Source organism: Dactylosporangium sp. NPDC005555 (assembly GCF_040605635.1).
Taxonomy (GTDB): Bacteria; Actinomycetota; Actinomycetes; order Mycobacteriales; family Micromonosporaceae; genus Dactylosporangium.
This window is the reverse complement of sequence record NZ_JBEXDG010000003.1, coordinates 244,258-259,628: the sequence shown is the minus strand read 5'-3', so window position 1 is coordinate 259,628 and position 15,371 is coordinate 244,258. Positions and strand designations below refer to the sequence as shown.

General features: G+C 72.6%; 8 protein-coding genes, 1 tRNA gene, 1 pseudogene and 1 riboswitch. Of the genes and pseudogenes, 4 read left to right on the top strand and 6 right to left on the bottom strand.

The window, feature by feature from the left end:
* Positions 1-29 precede the first annotated feature (29 nt).
* Complete coding sequence (locus tag ABZS58_RS05475; RefSeq protein ID WP_354777862.1) at positions 30-3,104, top strand: hypothetical protein; 3,075 nt, start codon at positions 30-32, stop codon at positions 3,102-3,104.
* 476 nt (positions 3,105-3,580) lie between these two features.
* Here ABZS58_RS05475 and ABZS58_RS05470 read toward each other — a convergent pair whose 3' ends face one another.
* Positions 3,581-4,684 carry a glycosyltransferase gene (locus ABZS58_RS05470; protein WP_354777861.1) on the bottom strand — a complete coding sequence of 368 codons (1,104 nt, stop codon included), beginning with the start codon at positions 4,682-4,684 and terminating at the stop codon, positions 3,581-3,583.
* A 127-nt stretch (positions 4,685-4,811) separates the two neighbouring features.
* Between ABZS58_RS05470 and ABZS58_RS05465 the strand changes: the two genes are divergently transcribed.
* The gene (locus tag ABZS58_RS05465; protein ID WP_354777859.1) at positions 4,812-5,450 is read left to right on the top strand and encodes a DUF998 domain-containing protein; all 639 of its coding nucleotides are present in this window, start codon (positions 4,812-4,814) and stop codon (positions 5,448-5,450) included.
* Here ABZS58_RS05465 and ABZS58_RS05460 read toward each other — a convergent pair.
* Both ABZS58_RS05460 and ABZS58_RS05455 read right to left on the bottom strand, forming a co-directional pair.
* A complete protein-coding gene (locus ABZS58_RS05460) occupies positions 5,447-5,989 on the bottom strand; it encodes a hypothetical protein (protein WP_354777857.1) in 543 nt (180 codons plus the stop codon). The two genes, ABZS58_RS05465 and ABZS58_RS05460, sit on opposite strands and share 4 nt — an antisense overlap.
* Before the next feature lie 101 nt (positions 5,990-6,090).
* Complete coding sequence (locus tag ABZS58_RS05455; protein ID WP_354777855.1) at positions 6,091-7,260, bottom strand: DUF2786 domain-containing protein; 1,170 nt, start codon at positions 7,258-7,260, stop codon at positions 6,091-6,093.
* A 212-nt stretch (positions 7,261-7,472) separates the two neighbouring features.
* On the opposite strand from ABZS58_RS05455, the gene ABZS58_RS05450 reads away from it, so the two are divergent.
* Positions 7,473-8,678, top strand: coding sequence for an FAD-dependent monooxygenase (locus tag ABZS58_RS05450; RefSeq protein WP_354777853.1), 1,206 nt, complete (start codon positions 7,473-7,475; stop codon positions 8,676-8,678).
* Positions 8,679-9,251: 573 nt separating this feature from the next.
* On the opposite strand, the gene ABZS58_RS05445 is transcribed toward ABZS58_RS05450, so the two are convergent.
* A complete protein-coding gene (locus ABZS58_RS05445) occupies positions 9,252-10,706 on the bottom strand; it encodes a glycine hydroxymethyltransferase (RefSeq protein WP_354777852.1) in 1,455 nt (484 codons plus the stop codon).
* Positions 10,707-10,773: 67 nt separating this feature from the next.
* A riboswitch (S-adenosyl-L-homocysteine riboswitch) is annotated at positions 10,774-10,855 on the top strand.
* Between the two features lie 20 nt (positions 10,856-10,875).
* On the opposite strand from ABZS58_RS05445, the gene metH reads away from it, so the two are divergent.
* Positions 10,876-14,517, top strand: coding sequence for a methionine synthase (gene metH / locus ABZS58_RS05440; RefSeq protein WP_354777850.1), 3,642 nt, complete (start codon positions 10,876-10,878; stop codon positions 14,515-14,517).
* Between the two features lie 485 nt (positions 14,518-15,002).
* Here the strand turns inward: metH and ABZS58_RS05435 are convergent.
* A tRNA-Val gene (locus ABZS58_RS05435) sits at positions 15,003-15,074 on the bottom strand.
* Positions 15,075-15,139: 65 nt separating this feature from the next.
* A pseudogene (locus ABZS58_RS05430) lies at positions 15,140-15,334 on the bottom strand (DUF6158 family protein); the annotation flags it as partial.
* Between the last annotated feature and the right edge of the window lie 37 nt (positions 15,335-15,371).

Genomic DNA, 15,371 nt, shown 5'->3' with positions numbered 1-15,371 from the left:
TGTCGGTGGGCGGCTCTACGATGTGCCGCATGCGACGGGTGTGGGCTGCTGTGACGGCGGCGTCGGTGCTGCTGGTGCTCGGTGCCCTCGTCGCATGGGGTGTCGGCGGCGCGCTGGGGCTGTCGTTCCGGCCGGTGGCCGTGCCCGTCGAGCGGGCGTCCGCCGCGCCGGTGACGCCCGTGGCCGCGCCGCCGCCGATCTCCGTGATCGACGTGCCGGCCGAGCCGCGTCTGACGCTCGCCGCGGACGCTGTGGCCGACGCGCTCGTCCAGCGCGGCCTGCCCCGGCCCGTGATCGGCCAGGAGCCGGCCGGCGCGCAGCTCACGGTGGCGGTCGGCGGGACGCCGTTCTCCTCGTCGCCGGAGGCGTATCGGCTCAGCGGTGACGACGCCGGGATCACCGTGGAGGCCGCCGGCGTCGCCGGCGCGGCCGCCGGGCTGTATGCCGTGGCCGACCGGGTCCGTTCCGGCACCGCGGTGCTGCCCACCGAGGGCCCGGCCGTGTTCGCGCCGAGGCTCGGCCTGCGGCTCACCGACGCCGGGTCCGTGGGGCGGGAGGCCGACCCGGCCGCGTTCGCGGCCGGCACCGACTATTCGCTCAACACCGACGTCGTCGGCGGTGCCCTGCTGCCCGCCGCGCCGTGGGTCGACCAGGCCGCCGTCGACCGGATCGACGGGCAGTTCCGGCAGTTCGTCGAGCACTCCCTCGCCCAGGGCTACAACGGCGTCGTCGTCCCCGGCTTCCTGGAGTATGTGACGTTCTCGCTCGTCGGCGACGGCCACGCGGTCTATGCCGAGGGCGACGACCACATCGCCCGCGCCCGCGCGCTCGTCACCGCGTTCGGCCCGGTCTTCCGCCACGCCGCCGACCTCGGTATGAAGGTCTACCTGCTCACCGACATGCTGGCCGTGTCCCCGCCGCTGGAGCGGTATCTGCGGCACGAGTTCGGCGGGCTCGAGGTCGGCGACCCCCGCTTCTGGCAGGTCTATCAGCTGGGCCTCGCCGAGCTGTTCGCGGCGATGCCGTTCACCGCCGGCCTCATGGTCCGCATCGGCGAGGGCGGCGACGTCTACCGGCAGCCCGGCTGGGACTATTCGTCGAAGATCGCGGTCACCGACGCCGCCGCCGTCCGTGCCATGCTGCACGCCCTGCTGGATGCCGCCGGCACCGCCGGCAAGGACCTGATCTTCCGCACCTGGACCGTCGGCGTCGGCGCCGTCGGCGACCTGCACACCAACCCCGCGTCCTACGCCGAGGTCCTCGGCGGCATCGACGACCCGCACCTCATCGTCTCCACGAAGTACACGCTCGGCGACTTCTACAGCCACCTGCCCTTCAACACCACGTTGGAGACCGGCGCCCAGCGGCGGATCGTCGAGTTCCAGGCGCGGCGCGAGTTCGAGGGCTTCGGCGCCCTGCCCAACGACCTGACCGTCCTGCACCAGCAGGCGCTGCGCCGCTTCCTCGCCGCCAACCCGCACGTCGAGGGCATCTGGACGTGGACGCAGGACGGCGGCCCACTGCGCGCCGGCCCGATGACCCTGTATCTGCGGACCGGCTTCTGGCAGCTGTATGACCTGAACGCCTACACCCTCGGCCGGCTCGCGCGGGACCCCGACGCCCCGGCGGAGCAGCTGACCGCCGACTGGGTCCGGCAGACGTTCTCCACCGACCCGGCGACCGTCGCCGCCGTCTGCGAGATGCTCGCCATGTCCCGCGAGGCGGTGACGAAGGGCCTCTACATCGGCGCCTATGCGGACCGCTCGGTGCGCGCCCTCGGCCTCGAGCCCCCACCCATGATGTGGATCTTCGAGTGGGACATCGTCACCGGCGACTCGGCCGCCCTCGACAGCATCTACGCCGTCACCGCCTCTTCCGGTGACGGTGCCGGTGCCGTGGACGCGGCCGTCGCCGAGGGGGAGCAGGCGGTCGAGGTCGCCGGGCGGATGCGCGCCGTGATCACCGCGACCGACCCCGCCACGTGGCGCGACCCGGTGCTGCGCGCGAATCTGATCGACACCCTCACCTATGCGGCGGACCTGTTCGGCACGCTCGGCGCGTATCGCACCATGGTCCTGCGCCACGTCCAGTGGCTCGACACCGGCGACGCCGCCGCCCACGACGCGTGGCGCGAGGCCGAGCGCCGCTACCTGACCGCCCGCGCCGCCCACGTCATCCGCTACTCCGGCGACGTGGACCTGCCCGCGTACAACTTCACCGCCGCCGACCTTGGCGCCGCCCGGGCCGACCGCGACCTGACGATGGCGTGGCTCGCCAGGGCCCTGCTCGCCCTCCTGCTGGCGGCTCTGGCGTTCGGCGCGCTGCGCGCCCGCCGCTCCCTCGCCCTGCACGCGCTGTGGCTCGGCGCCACCCGACCCTGGCGCCTGTCCGGCCGGACGCTCGACCGTGCCGGCCGGTCACCGGCGCGCGCCGACCGGGTGCTCGTGGTCGCCGTGCCGGCCGTGGCCCTGGTGGCGAGCCGCCTGGTCGCCACCTGGTTCGCCGCCCCGGCCCACCTGCTGATGACCCTCGGCGCCTGGCTCCTGTTCACGCTCGCCGCCCGCCTCCTGATCGCCCGCCGCGACCCGTTCCCCTTGTATGCGGCGATCGGCGGCGTGGCCCTCCTGCGCACCGTCCTGCTCCTCGCCGTCCTGTCCGTGCGCGGCCCCGGCCACTACTGGCTGCGGTTCTGGACCGCACCGACGGCCAGGTCGATCTACATCTGCGTAGCGTTCGCCGCGTTCGCCTGGCTCTTCGTGGCCACGGCCCTCACCCTCCGCGACAGCTACGCCCTGCCCCGCCGCCGGGTCGCCGGCATCCTGCTGCTCGCCACCGGCGCCCCGCTCGCCCTGCTCGGCGCCCTCGTGACCGCCGTCGGCCTGGAGCGCGCCCTCACCGTCTGGAACGATCAGCTCGCCCTCCTGCCCTGGGGCCTCTCCCGGATCCTGGGCATCACCGTCTATCTCGGCATCCCCACCACCCTCCCGGCCGCCGCCACCGCCACCGGCCTCCTGCTCAGCCTCACGGGCAGCGCCCTCACCCTCCGCCGGCGCGCCACGTCGGGCCCGCCCACGAAGGGACCCCTCGGCCTCACCGCCCCGTGACCACCGCCCACGGGCTCCCTGCCCGGACCCGCCGTCGCCGCGAAGGCATCCCGCAAGCTCGGCCCGCGCGGGCCGCAGCCGCGGCTCGCCGCTCCTTGCGGAGATGCCCGCGACGTGGCCCGCCTGCACGAGCAGCGGTCGCGATGTCCCGCGCTCGCGCTGCTCGGCGGGCTCCGTGGGTGGGTGGTCACCGTGAGGCGAGGGCGCGGCCGGGCGCGAACGGCAAGGGCCTTGTGCGGGGGACATCCCGCAGCGGTCGCCGCTCTCGCGTGGCCGTCGCCTCCCCCGGCCGTTGCCCGCGGGTTCCTGTTCGGGTTCGCCGGGCACGCCGGACGCGGTCGCCCGCCTGCCTCCGGCAGCGATACGGCTTCCGCGACGCCGGCGCTGAGATCAAGTGGCCGATCCACGCCGTGCCGTCTGCTGCTCGGAGCGGTGTCCCGCGATGACCCGGCTTTCCGGCGCTGCGGCGGTCTCTGTCAGGCGGTGATGGTGCGGAGGACTGTCGCGGCGTCGGGCATGGCCGCGAGCCGGGCGCGTATCGAGGCCGCCGCTGTCGTGAACGCGGGGTCGTCGAGCAGGCGGGTGACGTGGGCGGTGACGGCGGCGCCGGTGACCTCGGCGGGGTGCAGGGCCAGGCCGGCGCCGGCGAGTTCGACGGCTTCGGCGTTCGTGAACTGGTCGCCGCCCTGTGGGAGGACCAGGTGCGGCAGGGCGTGGGCGAACGCGCCGAACATGATCCCGGCGCCGCCCTGGGAGACGACGGCGGCGCAGCGGGGCAGCAGCAGCGTGTGCGGCACGTATGGGGCCAGCAGCACGTGCGACGGCTGGCGGCCGAAACCCGCGGGGTCGACGCCGGGGCCGACGGTCGCGACCACGTTGACGGGCAGCGTCGACAGGGCGGCGATCGCGGTGTGCAGCACGTTGCGGTTGCCGTGGAAGACGGTGCCGAGGGTGATGTGGATCGTCCGGTCGAACGGCAGCGCCCGCACCGCGGCCGGTAGCCGCTCACCGGGTGACGGGGTGCCGGCCACGGGGCGCAGCGGCAGCGTGTCCCGCCAGATCCGCTCGGCGGCGGGAGCGCCGGCCGGGCTCCCCACGCCGGCGGGGCAGAGCTCCAGGTAGGTGGCGGCGCGGTGGTCGGCGCCGGTGTCGAACCGGGCGAACATGGCGTCGAGGACGGGGCCGAGCGCGGCCCACAGGTGGATCGGCGGCATGATGCCGATGCCGTGGACGACCTGACGGGCGCCGGTGACGGCGGCGGCGACCGGGCCGGCGAGCTCGGTGTCCTCGGAGACGACGAGGTCGGGCTTCCAGTCCAGCGCGCGCGGCACGAGGTCGGCGGCGCGGGCCCGGGCGGTGGTGGCGAAGTACTCGAGCCAGTTCGTGTCCGGGCCGCCGCCGGCCTCGCGGTGGGTCGGACCGGCGGCCCAGGTGGCGATCCCGCGGCCGGAGAGGTGGGCGGCCATGTCGGCGCCGGTCGCCACGACGACGTCGTGTCCGGCGTCGCGGGCGGCGAGGACGAGCGGCAGGATCGGGTTGACGTGACCGTACATCGGGCACGCACTGAAAAGGATCCGCATACCTCGTCCACGCGCCCGGAAGGAAAACGGTTCAGGAGCCGTGTCGAAACCGGGGTCGGCCGTTCGACGCGTCGGTGAGCGCAGGACATCCTGCGCACCGGACGAACGACGGACGAAGGACCAGGACATGACCGACATCGCCATCCCCGCCGCCACCCGCGACCGCGCGAAGCTCCTGACCGCCGCCGGGGTCGTCGCGCCGCCCGTGTTCACCGTCGCCGCGGTCGTGCAGGCGGCGACCCGCGACGGGTACGACATCGTCCGCCACCCTGTGAGCATGCTCGCCCTCGGCGATCTCGGCTGGGTGCAGACGACGAGCTTCGTGGTCACCGGCCTGCTCGCCGTCGTCGCGGCCGCCGGGGCCCGGCGCGTCCTGGGCAGCGCGTGGGCGGCGAGGCTGTCCGCGATGATCGGCGTCGGACTGATCGTCGCGGCCGTCTTCCGGATGGACGCGAGCGACGGGTTCCCCCTCGGCACCCCGGCCGGGCGCCTGACCACGATGAGCGGTCACATGATCCTGCACAACGCCGGTGCCAGCGTGTCGTTCTTCTCGATGATCGCGTTGTGCTTCGTGCTCGCGGCCCGGTTCCGCGCCGACGGGCAGCAGGCGTGGGCCGTCGCGGGGAGGGTCGCCGGTGTACTGTTCGCGCTCGGCCTGGCCTGGGCGATGACCGGTGGCCGCGGCGGCGCGCTCACCCTGTTCCTCGGCGTTGCCGTCGCCTGGAACTGGATCGCGGCCGCCACGGCGCGACGGCTGTCCGCCTAGCCTGCCGGGGCGAGGGTGCGCGGTGAGCGGCCCAGCGGCAGCAGGCCGATGAACAACAGGACCGCGGCGATCGGGATCAGATCGAGGTCGATGCCGATCGCCGCGAAGGCCACCACCACCAGCACCGGGCTCCAGACGGGGATCATCCGCGTCAGTACCAGCAGCACCAGCAGGAGCAGCATGCCGATCTGGAACAGGGCGGGCCCGGCGATCCGCAGCGCGTCCGGCAGCTCCGGGAACGACGCGGACAGGTCCCCGACGATCACCCACAGGAAACAGGCCGCGCCGAAGAGCCCGGCGGCTGCCGCACCGGTCGCGAGACCCCGGCGGACGGGCGTCACGACTGTCGGGCGCAGCGTCCGGTACACGTGGACGATCAGCGCCGCGAGCAGCGTGAACGCGATGAAGAAGCAGACGTGGCCGATGTTCCACAGGGCGCCGTCCTTGTCGTGGTGGCCGTCGCGGCCGTCGATCAGGCGGAGCGTGCCGTAGACGAACAGCAGGACAGGGGCGCCGAGGCGGACCAGCGTCGGGCTCATGCTCGTTGGAGTCGTGCTCGCAGGGGTCATGTGTGCAGACTCGCAACGATCGATCCGCAGCGGCATCAGGGCGCGACCCCGGCCGGACCCTGAGAAGACGCTCAGCCGTGATGCAGCGCGGCGCGGTCGGCGGCGGCGCGGCCGGAGTCCCAGCCCTCGTCGCTGTCGACGCGGGTGCTGCGGCCTCTGACGGTGCGCGGGAAGATCCGGTCCATCGTCTCGCGGACCTGCGCGTCGCGGGCGGCGAGCACCGGCAGCAGGTCGCCGGCGTCGACGGCGACCGTCACCTCCTCGCGGGCCTGGGCCAGGCGCTCGCCGATCCGGACGGCGAACCCGACGAGGAACGACTGCCGGAACGTCTTCAGCCGCGCGCGGCCCGCCTTCCCGCCGGGCGGCTCGACCGCCGACATCGCCCGGTTCGCCTGCACCAGCAGCGACGTGTGGAGCAGGTCGACCGCGTCGATGTCGGTGTCGAAGCCGAACACGGTCGCGAATCCCAGCTCGGGCGACCACACGGTGTGGCAGCGGTTCGCGTCGGCGACGGCGTCGAGGAGGGCGGCCTTCTCGGTCTCGTACGGGTGGTCGACGCCGATCCGGCGGGCGAACGGCACGACCGCCTTCGTGGCCCCGCGGGCGGCGAGCAGGGCCTCGTCGATGCTGTGCCGGGCGACGAGCTCCTGCGCCTTCGCCGTGTAGGTCTCGGCCTCGGGCGGGTACGTCGTGGACTCCGCCTTCGCCAGCAGCGCCCGGACCCGGTCGAGCAGCCGCACGTCGACGCTGCCCGCGGCCGGCGCGGCCGTTTCGGGGGCGGTCCCGGGCGGCGGGATCAGGGTCTCGATCGGTGGGAGGGTGCGCAGGATACCGAGCAGCACGAGGATCGTGTCGAGGACCTCGACCCGGTCGACGCGCCACCGGGCGGCGAGCCCGTCGAGGTATGCGCCGTCGGTCTTCCACCACACGGTGGCGCCGAGCGCGTCGGCCTGGGCGCGCCAGCGCGGGTCGACCAGCGCCGGCCGGAAGCCGCGCAGATGCGCCACGACCGCGTCGGCGACGACCTGGGTGTGCGGCACGGTGCCGCGCCGCCCGACGACCCGGTGCAGTTCGCCGGGCTGCCAGCCGCGGCCGAACAGCCGCGCGCTGGCCGTCCGCAGGGCGGTGAACAGGGCCGCGTCGACGTCGGCGGCGGGAGCGACGGTGAGGGTGTCGAGGCCGCGTTCATACCCGACGCTGCCGTCGAGGACCGCTCTGATCTGTTCTTCCGCCGTACGCACCGGGCAAGGCTACCCGGCGGCCGTCCACAGGCCGGGTGCTGTCCACAGCGGCCGGAATCACATCATCCACTGTGGATTTTGCGGTGATAGGCTCCCGTCGCTGTCCTGGTTGTCGCTTTGCGAGCAGTTGTCGCTTCGCAGTGGTTGTCGCGCTGCGGCGGTTGTGGCCGTGCGGTGGTTGTCGCTGCGCGGCATACGAGTCTGGGGGTGCCATGACGTCACGGGTCGTAGTCATCGGATCGGGGATCGGTGGTCTCACCGCGGCGATCGCGCTGCACGCCGAGGGCCACGAGGTCGAGGTGTATGACCAGGCCGCGACGTTCAGCGCGATCGGCGCCGGCGTGGCCCTCGGGGCCAACGGCTCCCGCCTGATCGACCGGCTCGGGCTCGGCCCGGCGCTGCGTGAGGTCGGGTGTGACCTGCAACGCATCCAGTTCCACGACTGGCGCACCGGCGACATGTTCTACGAGCACCCGATGGGCGACTGGTATACGGGCCGCTTCGGCGCCCCGTTCCTCGGCCTGCACCGCGCCGACCTGCACCAGGTGCTCCTCGACGCGTTCCGCGCCGGCGGCGGCCAGGTCCACCTCGGCAAGCGCTGCGTCACGATCGACGAGACGCCCGACGAGGTCGGGCTGACGTTCGCCGACGGCACCAGTGTCCACGCCGACGTGGTCATCGGCGCCGACGGCGTCCGCTCCACCGTCCGGCAGCACGTGGCAGGTCCCGACGAGGCCGTCTTCGCCGGCATGAGCTGCTTCCGCGGCCTCGTCCCGATCGACAAGGTCCCCGGCGGCGACATGATGGGCCTGACGTTCTTCCTCGGCCCGATCAGCCACCTCGTCGTCTACCCGGTCCGCCGCGGCGAGCTCATCAACTTCGTGGCGTACACCCGCGACGCCGCCTGGACCGACGAGTCCTGGTCGGCGACGGGCGACGCGAGCCAGGCGGTCGCCGCGTTCGACGGCTTCAACGACACGGTCCTCACGATGCTCGCCGCCGTCGAGGACACCGGCCGCTGGGCCCTCTTCGACCGCGAGCCGCTGCGCCAGTGGAGCACCGGCCGCGTCACCCTCCTCGGCGACGCCGCCCACCCGATGCTGCCCCACGCCGGCCAGGGCAGCAACCAGGCCGTCGAGGACGCCGCGGTCCTCGCCCACTTCCTCGGCCGGCGGGACCTTCCGGTGAGCGAGGCCCTCGCCGCCTATGAGACGGTCCGCAAGCCCCGCGCCCGCCAGCTGCAGCTCGGCTCGCGCGGCAACGCGAAGTGCTTCCAGGTCCCCGACGGCCCCGAGGCCCAGGCCCGCAACGAACGCCTCACCAACCTGCCCGACATGGTCAGCTGGATCCACGAGTATGACGCCCACGCCGACCTCCGCGACCGCACCACCGCCCAGCCCGAAACCGTCGCCGGCTGACCCCGTGGCCGAGCGCGTCACCGGCTGACGCCGGACGGGTCGCGCCGGGCGGGTGACGTCGGGCGGGTGATCACCGTGGTCGAGCGTGTCCCGGTTGACCATCGACGCCGGGCAACCGGTCGCCGCGGTGCGCGAGCGTGCCGCCGGCTGGCACGGTCGACGTCAGCTGGGCCGCGGGAGGTGCGCCGGTTCTTGCCGCGTGCGTCGCTGATGGCGGTCGGCGTCAGTTGGACGGCGGGAGGCGCGCCGGTATTTGTCGCTGGTGGCGGTCGGCGTCGGGTGGGAGGCGCTGAAGTGGCCGAAATGCGTTGCTGCCCGACAGGCCCGGCGGTGGGGCGGTTGCTGCGGTGGGGTGTCGCCCGCCGCCGGTCGGTGGGTGCGCCGTCAGGCTGTGGTGGGGCGGCTCGTCGCGCGGGCCGGGGACGTGCGTGGGCCGGCGTCGCGGTGGCCGGGAGCCAAGGCGTCCGGTGGCGGCCCGGCTCCGGATGACGCCCACCCCCGTGGCGGCCACCCCACCGGCCGGTCGATGTCCGGTGCCGGAGCAGCAGCGGCCGCCACGAGCGGCGGGAAACCTCAGCGAAGCGTGATCGAGGGGTACAGCGGGAAGCCCGACAGCAGCTCGGACGCCTGACCGGACACCTTGGCGGCGACCGACGCGTCGAGGGTGTACTTCGCCTTCGAGTCGGCGGCGGGCTTCGTGTTGGTCAGCACGGTGGTGATGAGCTCGGCGATCGTGTCCATCTCGGCGACGCCCAGGCCGCGGGTGGTCAGCGCCGGGGTGCCGACGCGCACGCCGGAGGTGTACCAGGCGCCGTTCGGGTCCTGCGGGATCGCGTTGCGGTTGGTGACGATGCCGGCGTCCAGCAGCGCCGCCTCCGCCTGCCGGCCGGTGAGCCCGGTCGGCGCGCCACTCCCCTCAGCATCACTGCGCTGGGCCACGTCGATGAGGACCAGGTGGTTCTCGGTGCCGCCGGTGACGAGACGGACGCCGCGGCGCAGCAGGCCCTCGGCGAGCGCGGCGGCGTTGTCGACGACCTGCTGGGCGTAGTCGCGGAACGACCCGGTGCGGGCCTCGGCGAGCGCGACGGCCTTCGCGGCCATGACGTGCGGCAGGGGGCCGCCGAGCACCATCGGGCAGCCGCGGTCGACCTGGTCGGCGAGCTCCGGCTGGCACAGGACCATGCCGCCGCGCGGGCCGCGCAGGGTCTTGTGGGTGGTGGTGGTCACGATGTGGGCGTGCGGCACCGGGTCGAAGTCGCCGGTGAAGACCTTGCCGGCGACAAGCCCGGCGAAGTGCGCCATGTCGACCATGAGGGTGGCGCCGACCTCGTCCGCGATCTCGCGCAGCTTCGCGAAGTTCACCTTGCGGGGGTACGCCGAATAGCCACCGACGATGATCATCGGGCGGAAGTCGCGGGCGGTCTCGCGCAGCGCGTCGTAGTCCAGCAGGCCCGTCTCCGGGTTGGTGCCGTAGCTGCGCTGGTGGAACATCTTGCCGGAGATGTTGGGCCGGAAGCCGTGGGTGAGGTGCCCGCCGGCGTCCAGGGACATGCCGAGCATCCGCTGGTCGCCGAAGTCGTGGCGGAGCTGCGCCCAGTCACTCTCGGTGAGGTCGTTGACCTGGCGGACCGACTTCTCCCGGAGGAACGGCGCCTCCACCCGCTGCGCCAGAACCGCCCAGAAGGCGACAAGGTTCGCGTCGATCCCAGAATGTGGTTGGACATAGGCGTGTGACGCGCCGAACAGTTCACGGGCGTGCTCGGCCGCGATCGACTCGACGGTGTCGACCTGCTGGCACCCGGCGTAGAAGCGGCGGCCGACGGTGCCTTCCGCGTACTTGTCCGACAGCCAGTTGCCCATGGCGAGCAGCGTCGCGGGTGAGGCGTAGTTCTCACTGGCGATGAGCTTGAGGGACTCGCGCTGGGCGGTCAGCTCGCCGGCGATGGCGTCCGCGATCCGCGGCTCGACGGCCCGCACCACGTCGAGGGCGGCGTTGACCGCGATCGATTCCGAACTTTGCGCGCTCATTAGGGAACTCCCTGGTTCGCCTCGACTGCGTAACGGCAAATCACCGTAACAGGCTAGAATCCGATGCCGGGGCGAGAGGCGCTGCAACGGATCATCGACGATCCGCCACGCTCGACCTGTGTCACTCTCTGCAAGGGCGCCTTCCGTCTGACCCACGGAAGGTGGACGCATGTCGACGACAAGGGCGATCACGGATCTGCGCAGGCTCCTCGACGAGCGGGTGGTCGTGCTCGACGGAGCGTGGGGCACCATGCTGCAGGCTGCCGGGCTCACCCCTGACGATTATCGCGCGGACCTGATCGCCCCGGATCACCCGAAGGACGTCACCGGCGACCCGGATCTGCTGATCCTGACCCGCCCCGACGTGATCCTCGACGTCCACCGGCAGTATCTGGCCGCGGGCGCCGACATCACCACCACCAACACGTTCACCGCCACCAGCATCGCCCAGGCCGACTACGGCCTGGAGTCGCTGGTCCGCGACATGAACGTGCAGGGTGCCCGGCTGGCGCGGCAGGCGGCGGACGAGTTCTCCACGCCGGACCGGCCGCGGTTCGTCGCCGGGTCGGTCGGCCCGCTCAACGTCACCCTGTCCCTGTCGCCGAAGGTCGACGACCCGTCCTACCGGGCCGTGACGTTCGACACGGTCCGCGCCACGTACGCCGAGCAGATCAGCGCGCTCGCCGAGGGCGGCGTCGACCTGCTGCTCATCGAGACGATCTTCGACACGCTCAACGTGAAGGCCGCCGTCGCCGCGGCCCGCGACGTCGCGCCGCACCTGCCGCTGTGGATCTCGGTCACGATCGTCGACCTGAGCGGCCGCACGCTGTCCGGGCAGACGGTCGAGGCGTTCTGGCGGTCGGTCGAGCACGCCGAGCCGCTCATCGTCGGGGTCAACTGCTCGCTCGGCGCGGCCGAGATGCGCCCGCACGTCGCCGACCTGGCCCGCTTTGCCGGCACGTATGTCGCGGCGCACCCCAACGCCGGCCTGCCCAACGCGTTCGGCGGCTACGACGAGACCCCGGCCGAAACGGCCGGCCTGATCCACGGTTTCGTGTCGGACCACCTCGTCAACGTCGTCGGTGGCTGCTGCGGTACGTCACCCGCGCACATCAGCAAGATCGCCGAGGCGGTCCGGGGGATGGCGCCGAGGCAGGTCCCGGCGCCCGCTCCGGCGACCCGGTTCAGCGGCCTGGAGCCGTTCGAGATCGGTCCCGACACCGGCTTCGTCATGATCGGCGAGCGGACCAACGTCACCGGCTCGAAGCGCTTCCGCCGGCTCATCGAGTCCGACGACCACCAGGGCGCGGTCGACGTCGCGCTCGAGCAGGTCCGCGGCGGCGCCAACCTCCTCGACGTCAACATGGACGCCGACCTGCTCGACAGCGAGCAGGCGATGACCACGTTCCTCAACCTCATCGCCACCGAGCCCGAGGTCGCCCGCATCCCGATCATGGTCGACAGCTCGCGCTGGAGCGTCCTCGAAGCCGGCCTCAAGTGCGTGCAGGGCAAGGGCGTCGTCAACTCGATCAGCCTCAAGGAGGGCGAGGCGCCGTTCCTGGAGCAGGCGCGGATCATCCGCTCCTACGGCGCGGGCGTCGTCGTCATGGCGTTCGACGAGCTCGGCCAGGCCGACACCACCGAGCGCAAGGTCGAGATCTGCGGGCGGGCGTACGACCTGCTCGTACACCAGGCGGGATTCACGCCAGAGGACATCATCTTCGACCCGAACGTGCTCGCCGTCGCCACCGGCATCGCCGAGCACAACGGCTACGCCAAGGCCTTCATCGACGCCCTGCCGCTGATCAAGCGGCGCTGCCCCGGCGTGCGCACCAGCGGCGGCATCTCCAACCTGTCGTTCTCCTTCCGCGGCAACGACGTCGTCCGCGAGGCGATGCACTCGGCGTTCCTGCTGCACGCGGTCCGCGCCGGGCTCGACATGGGCATCGTCAACGCCGGCCAGCTCGCCGTCTACGCCGACATCCCCGCCGACCTGCTCGAACTCGTCGAGGACGTGCTGTTCGACCGGCGCGAGGACGCGACCGACCGGCTCGTCACGTTCGCCGGCACCGTCAGCGGCTCGGGCACGCAGCGGGTCGTCGACCTGTCGTGGCGCGAGGCACCGGTCAACCAGCGGCTGTCGCACGCGCTCGTGCACGGCATCGTCGACTTCATCGAGGACGACACCGAGGAGGCGCGCCAGACCGCCAAGCGCCCCCTCGAGGTGATCGAGGGCCCGCTGATGGACGGCATGAAGGTCGTCGGCGACCTCTTCGGCAGCGGCAAGATGTTCCTGCCCCAGGTCGTGAAGAGCGCCCGCGTCATGAAGCGGTCGGTGGCGTACCTGGAGCCGTTCATGGAGGCAGAGAAGGAGGCCGCCCGTCTGAGCGGTGCCGTCGTCCCGGGCGGCCGCACCGGCCAGGGCAAGGTCGTCATGGCCACCGTGAAGGGCGACGTCCACGACATCGGCAAGAACATCGTCGGCGTCGTCCTCGGCTGCAACAACTACGAGGTCATCGACCTGGGCGTCATGGTCCCCGCCGCGAAGATCCTCGACACCGCCGTCGCCGAGGGCGCCGACGCGATCGGCCTGTCCGGGCTCATCACCCCGTCGCTGGACGAGATGGTGGCCGTCGCGGCCGAGATGCAGCGCCGCGGCCTGAAGCTGCCCCTGCTCATCGGCGGCGCCACGACGTCACGCCAGCACACGGCGGTGCGGGTGGCTCCGGCGTACGACGGCAACACCGTCCACGTCCAGGACGCCTCGCGCGTGGTCGGGGTCGTCGCGGGCCTGCTGGACGCCGACCGGGTCGAGCAGCTCACCGTCGACAACCGCGAGGAGCAGGAGCGCCTGCGCCGCCAGCACGCCGAGCGCCGCCACACCGCGCTGCTCACCCTGGACCAGGCCCGTTCGAATGCGTCCGACGTGTCGTTCGCCGATCTCCCCACACCGGACTTCACGGGTGTACGAGTCGTCGAACCCGGCCTGAAGACCCTCCGCGAGATGATCGACTGGCAGTTCTTCTTCCTCGCCTGGGAGCTGAAAGGCAAATACCCGGCCATCCTCGACCAGCCCGTCGCCGCCGAACTCTTCGCCGAGGGCAACGCCCTGCTCGACGACATCGTCGAGAAGGGGTCCCTGACGGCCCGCGGCGCGTACGGCTTCTGGCCCGCCGCCTCCTCCGGCGACGACATCGTCCTGCCCGGCGGCGTCACCTTCCCCATGCTGCGCCAGCAGACGCAGAAGCCCGACGGCCGCCCCAACCGCTGCCTCGCCGACTACATCGCCCCCGCCGGCGCCGGGGACCACCTGGGCGGTTTCGCCGTCGCCATCCACGGCGCCGAGGAGCTCGCCGCCCGGTACGAGGCCGACAACGACGACTACCGCGCCATCATGGTCAAGGCCCTCGCGGACCGCCTGGCCGAGGCCTTCGCCGAGTACATCCACCTGGAGGCCCGCCGCGCCTGGTTCGAGCCCGGCGCCGAGCCCGCCCTGGAGGACCTGCACGCGGAACGCTTCCGCGGCATCCGCCCGGCGCTGGGCTACCCCGCCAGCCCCGACCACTCCCTGAAGCAGGCCCTGTTCGACCTCCTGGAAGCCGGGAAGCTCGGCCTCGCCCTGACGGAGTCCTTCGCGATGACCCCGGCCGCGGCGGTCAGCGGCCTGATCTTCGCCCACCAGGACTCCCGCTACTTCACCGTCGGCCGCATCAACCGCGACCAGATCGAGGACTACGCCACCCGCCGCGGCCTGCCCGTGGACGAGATCGAACGCTGGCTCCGCCCGAACCTCGCCTACGACCCGGCCTGACCCGATTTTCGGCATCCGCAGCCGGCCCGCCTCAACCCCGGGCCGGCGCGGTGTCTCCCGCGCCACGAACCAGCGCCGAACCAGCGCCGAACCAGCGCCGCAACGCGACCACCCTGCACCCCGGCCCGGCGAAGACCGACGCCCGGGGCACCTACATGATCGCGGACGCCGCCCGGACCCTGCCACACGCTTCACCGGGTCGATATCGGCGACGAAGAGAGCCGCCGGAAACTCCACAACGCGCACGCATCTGTCTTGCCCGCCGCCGCTGCGACGTCCTCTTTGCCGTGCTCCGCAACAAGGCGCCCCAGCGCCCCCCCCCGATCAGCTGCCGCTTGACGAACCCATAGAGCGCGGCGACGGGTTTGAGGGGGTGTGGGTGGAGCGAAGCTCCCCCACCGGGGAGCAGGCGAAGCCTGCGCGGATGACACCACGCGAAGCCCACGAAAACGGCCCCCGCCGTTGAGCAGGGGCCGTCCTTCGCGTGGGCGATACTGGGATCGAACCAGTGACCTCTTCGGTGTGAACGAAGCGCGCTCCCGCTGCGCCAATCGCCCGCGACGTTTGTGCACTCTACCCGATCCGCACCGCCGTCCGCACCTCGGTACCCGGTGTGTCGGGGTCAGCGCAGGCGGGCGGGGTCGATCTCGCGGGAGGGGAAGCGGTCCAGGTATTCCTGTTCGAGTTCGGTGGTGCGGCGGGAGTGGGTGGCCAGGGCGTCGTCCGAGCCGTGGCGGAACGTGTCGTGGCGGGTGGAGTGCAGGCTGGACAGCTCGCGCACGAGATCGTCGTCGGTCAGTGACGACGGGGGTACACCTTGCTCCATGTGCGGGGTGTACCCCCGGGACGCGGCG

Coding starts and splice junctions, on each gene's coding strand:
- ABZS58_RS05475 (WP_354777862.1), top strand. CDS start 30: ATGCGACGGGTGTGGGCTGCTGTGACGGCGGCGTCGGTGCTGCTGGTG.
- ABZS58_RS05470 (WP_354777861.1), bottom strand. CDS start 4,684: ATGCGGATCCTTTTCAGTGCGTGCCCGATGTACGGTCACGTCAACCCG.
- ABZS58_RS05465 (WP_354777859.1), top strand. CDS start 4,812: ATGACCGACATCGCCATCCCCGCCGCCACCCGCGACCGCGCGAAGCTC.
- ABZS58_RS05460 (WP_354777857.1), bottom strand. CDS start 5,989: ATGAGCCCGACGCTGGTCCGCCTCGGCGCCCCTGTCCTGCTGTTCGTC.
- ABZS58_RS05450 (WP_354777853.1), top strand. CDS start 7,473: ATGACGTCACGGGTCGTAGTCATCGGATCGGGGATCGGTGGTCTCACC.
- ABZS58_RS05445 (WP_354777852.1), bottom strand. CDS start 10,706: ATGAGCGCGCAAAGTTCGGAATCGATCGCGGTCAACGCCGCCCTCGAC.
- metH (WP_354777850.1), top strand. CDS start 10,876: ATGTCGACGACAAGGGCGATCACGGATCTGCGCAGGCTCCTCGACGAG.